Source organism: Hyphomonas sp. (assembly GCF_041689225.1).
In the GTDB taxonomy this organism is placed as follows: domain Bacteria; phylum Pseudomonadota; class Alphaproteobacteria; order Caulobacterales; family Hyphomonadaceae; genus Hyphomonas.
The window spans coordinates 1-4,011 of the sequence record NZ_JBDNGN010000110.1; the positions used below are offsets into that span (position 1 = coordinate 1).

At 59.4% G+C, this 4,011-nt stretch carries 5 protein-coding genes; 3 read left to right on the forward strand and 2 right to left on the reverse strand.

What is annotated here, in order from left to right:
* Positions 1–81 precede the first annotated feature (81 nt).
* Genes ACESNB_RS10550 through phnE form a run of 3 tightly spaced genes read left to right on the forward strand, consistent with a single transcriptional unit; the run spans position 82 to position 2,910 of the window.
* On the forward strand, positions 82–1,011 hold the full coding sequence (locus tag ACESNB_RS10550) for a phosphate/phosphite/phosphonate ABC transporter substrate-binding protein (RefSeq protein ID WP_373007036.1): 930 nt from the start codon (positions 82–84) through the stop codon (positions 1,009–1,011).
* Positions 1,012–1,049: 38 nt separating this feature from the next.
* Positions 1,050–1,871, forward strand: coding sequence for a phosphonate ABC transporter ATP-binding protein (locus ACESNB_RS10555; RefSeq protein ID WP_373007038.1), 822 nt, complete (start codon positions 1,050–1,052; stop codon positions 1,869–1,871).
* 25 nt (positions 1,872–1,896) lie between these two features.
* Positions 1,897–2,910, forward strand: coding sequence for a phosphonate ABC transporter, permease protein PhnE (gene phnE, locus ACESNB_RS10560; RefSeq protein ID WP_373007040.1), 1,014 nt, complete (start codon positions 1,897–1,899; stop codon positions 2,908–2,910).
* 86 nt (positions 2,911–2,996) lie between these two features.
* On the opposite strand, the gene ACESNB_RS10565 is transcribed toward phnE, so the two are convergent.
* Positions 2,997–3,389 carry a helix-turn-helix domain-containing protein gene (locus ACESNB_RS10565; RefSeq protein ID WP_373007042.1) on the reverse strand — a complete coding sequence of 131 codons (393 nt, stop codon included), beginning with the start codon at positions 3,387–3,389 and terminating at the stop codon, positions 2,997–2,999.
* Between the two features lie 217 nt (positions 3,390–3,606).
* The coding region (locus tag ACESNB_RS10570) for a phytanoyl-CoA dioxygenase family protein (protein WP_373007044.1) at positions 3,607–4,011 on the reverse strand (405 nt) is incomplete at its 5' end.

Sequence of the window (4,011 nt, forward strand, 5' to 3'; positions counted from 1 at the left end):
ATACGCAGCAGCTACCCAGTATGGATGGAATGACTGCGTCGCGCAAAAGGCACGCCGCACAGGATATCAGGGGTAATCGGGATGCGCAGCTTATGGATCGTCATGGCGTTTCTTGTCGCGCTAGGAGCGCTTGAGCCCGCTTCTGCGCAGACGCGTGGGACGCGGCAGGAACCGTTGCGTGTGCTGTTGATCCCGGCTGACGGCGGCACCGAGGACGGGACAAAGGCTGACTTCAAGCCCCTTTTCGACACTATAACGCGAACAAGCGGGTTGTATTTCGATGTGCAGGTGGGTCAGAGCTATGCGGCCGTCATAGAAGGCATGTGCGCCGGCCTGGCAGACATCGCCTGGTTCGGACCGGTCTCCTTTATCGAAGCGCGCAATCGCGGATGTGCCGAACTGCTGGCGGTGGAAGAGCGCGATGGTTCATCGACCTATTATGCAGCGCTCTTTGTTTCAGCTTCTTCGGACATTCGCTCCATCGGGGACCTGCCGGGCCACTCGCTCGCGCTGGGCTCGAGCCACTCGGCAAGCAGCTTCGCTTATCCGATCGCAATGATCGCAAAAGCCGGCATTGACCCCTTGTTTGATCTTGGCGCCCTGCGCCTCACAGGCAGCCACGCAAACAGCCTCATGGCGCTCAAGAGCGGCCAGGTCGACGCTGCGGGCGCATCGCTCGTATCGTTCGAGCGGGCCGTGAACCAGGCCGGCCTCGATGCCTCGGCGTTTCGGATTCTTGCCAAATCCGATCCGATCCCCAATCCCCCGATCGCCATGAATCCAGGCCTGTCTGTGGCGATGAAAAGTGCGCTTCGCGACGCCATCGCAGGCGTCCATGCTGCACCGGGCGTCAATCCTGACGCGATCCGTGGCTACGGCGGCAAGCGCGTTGACCGATACGACACCCGTGTCGACGACAATGTCTTCACCGACGCCGCAGCGGCAATCGCCTTCATTGATGATGATTTCAAAGCAGCCGTCCTGCGCAAGGCCGGCACGGCGCAGAATTGAAGCGGCGACCCTCCCGGGCGCTCGCGATGGAAATGAACATGACGATAGTAAGAAGCGGTGCCGATACGGAAAATTGCCAGGCACGACCCGTGACGGCCCTTGAATTTCATGCAGTTTCCCAGTCCTTCACATCGGGCACCCGCGCTCTGGACAATGTCTCGCTCGATATCGGCGCAGAAAGTTTTACCGTTCTGCTTGGGCCTTCCGGATCAGGCAAGACCACGCTTTTGCGTTCAGCAGCGGGACTAAACACACCCGATGCTGGCGAGATCAGAGTTGCCGGGGAATCCATTACGGGTCGAAACCTCAAGGCCGCGCGTCGTCGCATGGGCATGGTGCACCAGGACTTTGGTCTGTCGGAGCGGTTGACCACCGCACAGAATGTCATGGCCGGCGCTGCGTCTTCCATTGGCTGGGTGCGCGTGTTGTTTCAAGCCTATCCAAGAGCGGTTCGGTTGAAGGCTTGCCAATTGCTCGCAAGGGTCGGCCTCGACGAAGTCCAGGCAAACCGTCGCGCCGGGACATTGTCAGGAGGACAACGCCAGCGAGTTGGCATTGCGCGTGCGCTGATCAACAACCCGCTCGTCATCCTTGCAGACGAACCCGTCGCCAGTCTCGATCCGGCAACAGCGCAGGAAATCATGGCGCTGTTGCGCGAGGCGGCAGGCGAACGCGGCGCCGCCGTCCTGTGCAGCCTGCACCAGATCGACCTGGCACGGCGGTTTGCAGACCGGATTGTCGGCCTGAACCACGGACAGATCGTCTTTGATGGCCCGCCGGCTGATCTCACACCTGGCGCCCTTGCCATCATATTTGATGGTCCGGAGACACGGTTAAGACCGATTGTGGCGGTCGCTTGAAAATGCTGTTCGCAAAGGTTTCTGTATGACCACGCTGGAAACGCCTCCGAACGATTCACCCTGGCGCCTGAAATCGCCGATTGATGCGCGCGCGGTTTTCATTGTCATCGTTGCATTCGTCCTGCTCAGCTTTTCTGCCCAACGCGTCGATCTCGGCAAGATGGCCGGGCAGATGGGAGAATTCGGCCTTGCGAGTGTCGGCCTGAAGGACAGCTCCCAGATCGGGCGCGGTCTGGGCGGTCTTGTCTCTGATATGTTTCCCGTTGCGATCGCTGAACGCACGCCGATCGCGATGATCGAACATTTCGACGCAAATCGCCTACCGCCATTTGCACGGATGGAGACAGTCCAGGTCGAAGTGAGCGTGCTCGATCCCGACACGTTCCAAACGGACACACACCTCGTCGAGAAGACCTATCTGGTTCAACCCGCCGGATACCTGATCTTTGTTCTCGGCAAGATGCTCGAGACAATTGAAATCGCAATCTGGGCGAGCCTGTTCGCAATTATCGGGAGCCTGCCACTGGCGATTGTCGGTGCCCGTAACTTCACCCCTCATCCCGTCGTCTATTTCGCATCGCGGAGTATCGTGTCGTTCCTGAGGTCCATGCCAGAGCTGATAAGCGCACTGTTCCTGGTACTCGCGTTCGGCTTCGGCCCGGGTGCCGGTATTCTGGCGCTCGCGCTGCACAGTATGGGCTTCCTCGCAAAGTTCTACGCCGAAGACATCGAAGCGGCCGATCCGAAGCCACTGGAAGCCATCCGGGCGACAGGCGCCGGCAGTTTTGCAGCTCTGCGGCTTGCCGTCCTACCTCAGGTACTGCCGAGCTACACGGCACTCACATTATACATACTCGACCGCAACGTGCGGATGGCGGCCGTGATCGGCCTCGTCGGCGCGGGCGGTGTCGGACAGGAGCTCAAGGGCCGCTATGACATGTTCCAGTATGACCGTGTCGGCACGATCTTGCTCGTAATCTTTATCACCGTACTGCTGCTTGACCAACTGGCAGCGCATCTTCGCCGACGCCTGATATGAACTGGATCAACCCAGGCTGCGCGCCTTATTCACAAGATCACGTCAGCGAGCAAATGCGAGCGTGCGTCATGTCAGGTTTCGCCGCCTCATTTGCCGGCACTGTCGTAAATGACCTTCAACACCTTGGCCATCAGGTCGAGCGTCTGTTGCGACTGTGTCCGGTCAATCACTTGGCGGCAAAGCTCGCGTGACTGTTCGGCTGCGGATTTTGGGCCCACATGGCGAGGCGGCAGACGTTCGAACAGGTCCGCCAGCGGGACAGCCAGTATACGGGAGACGTTCAACAGGACCCCGGCACTCAGTCGATTGCTGCCTGTTTCATATTTCTGGAGCTGCTGATGACTGATCCCCAGCGCCTCACTGAGGTCGACAAGGGTCATCCCACGGACCATCCGGAATTTGCGTACATTCTCTCCGACCTGCCGGTCGACATCGGTTACCGAACGTGTCGCGGTTGCCTTTCGCAATGGCTTTTTCACCGTCCTCCTCCCCCTGGATCCTGTGGATCCTAATTATCTATACCACTCACGATAGATCGAATCAGAAGGCAGGTCGAGACTGTGTCGGTCACCCACGCATGGCGACGAGACGGAGTATCCAGGCAGATGCTCATGCAACACGATGCACGCATTTTTGACGACAGTGCGCGAGACGCTCGACGTGGAACATCCTATGCCAGAAGCTTGCTTTTCCCGGTCAGGCTTCGCCTTTCGTAGGATTCTGGGTGTCAAACGCCTCGGCGAGGCGAAAGCCCGGCCAGGGTTTCGGCCAGACGACCGGGTAATCTGCTGAGAACAGCCGATCCCCGTCCCTGAGCTTATGCGCCAAGCCAGCCTGGGGGATGGCACCCGGGCGATCGCGATAGCGGATGCGATCGCCGCAATACCGGAATGACACGGCCCTTCTCCAGCTATCCGACCGGTTGCCCCCGGCGCCATGGACGGTCCTGACGTCATGGATTATCACATCGCCTGGTCTCACGTCGAACGAGACAATGTCATAAAGCTCTGGCGCTGCTTCGATATCCGGACAGCGGATCTCGGGCGAGGTACTGATCGGGGTCTGGGACACGAACACATTTGGCGCAAAAGTCTGGCCCCA

Bases quoted from the DNA above. Each gene is read 5' to 3' on its own strand.
- ACESNB_RS10555 (WP_373007038.1), top strand. From the start codon at position 1,050: ATGACGATAGTAAGAAGCGGTGCCGATACGGAAAATTGCCAGGCACGA.
- phnE (WP_373007040.1), top strand. From the start codon at position 1,897: ATGACCACGCTGGAAACGCCTCCGAACGATTCACCCTGGCGCCTGAAA.
- ACESNB_RS10550 (WP_373007036.1), top strand. From the start codon at position 82: ATGCGCAGCTTATGGATCGTCATGGCGTTTCTTGTCGCGCTAGGAGCG.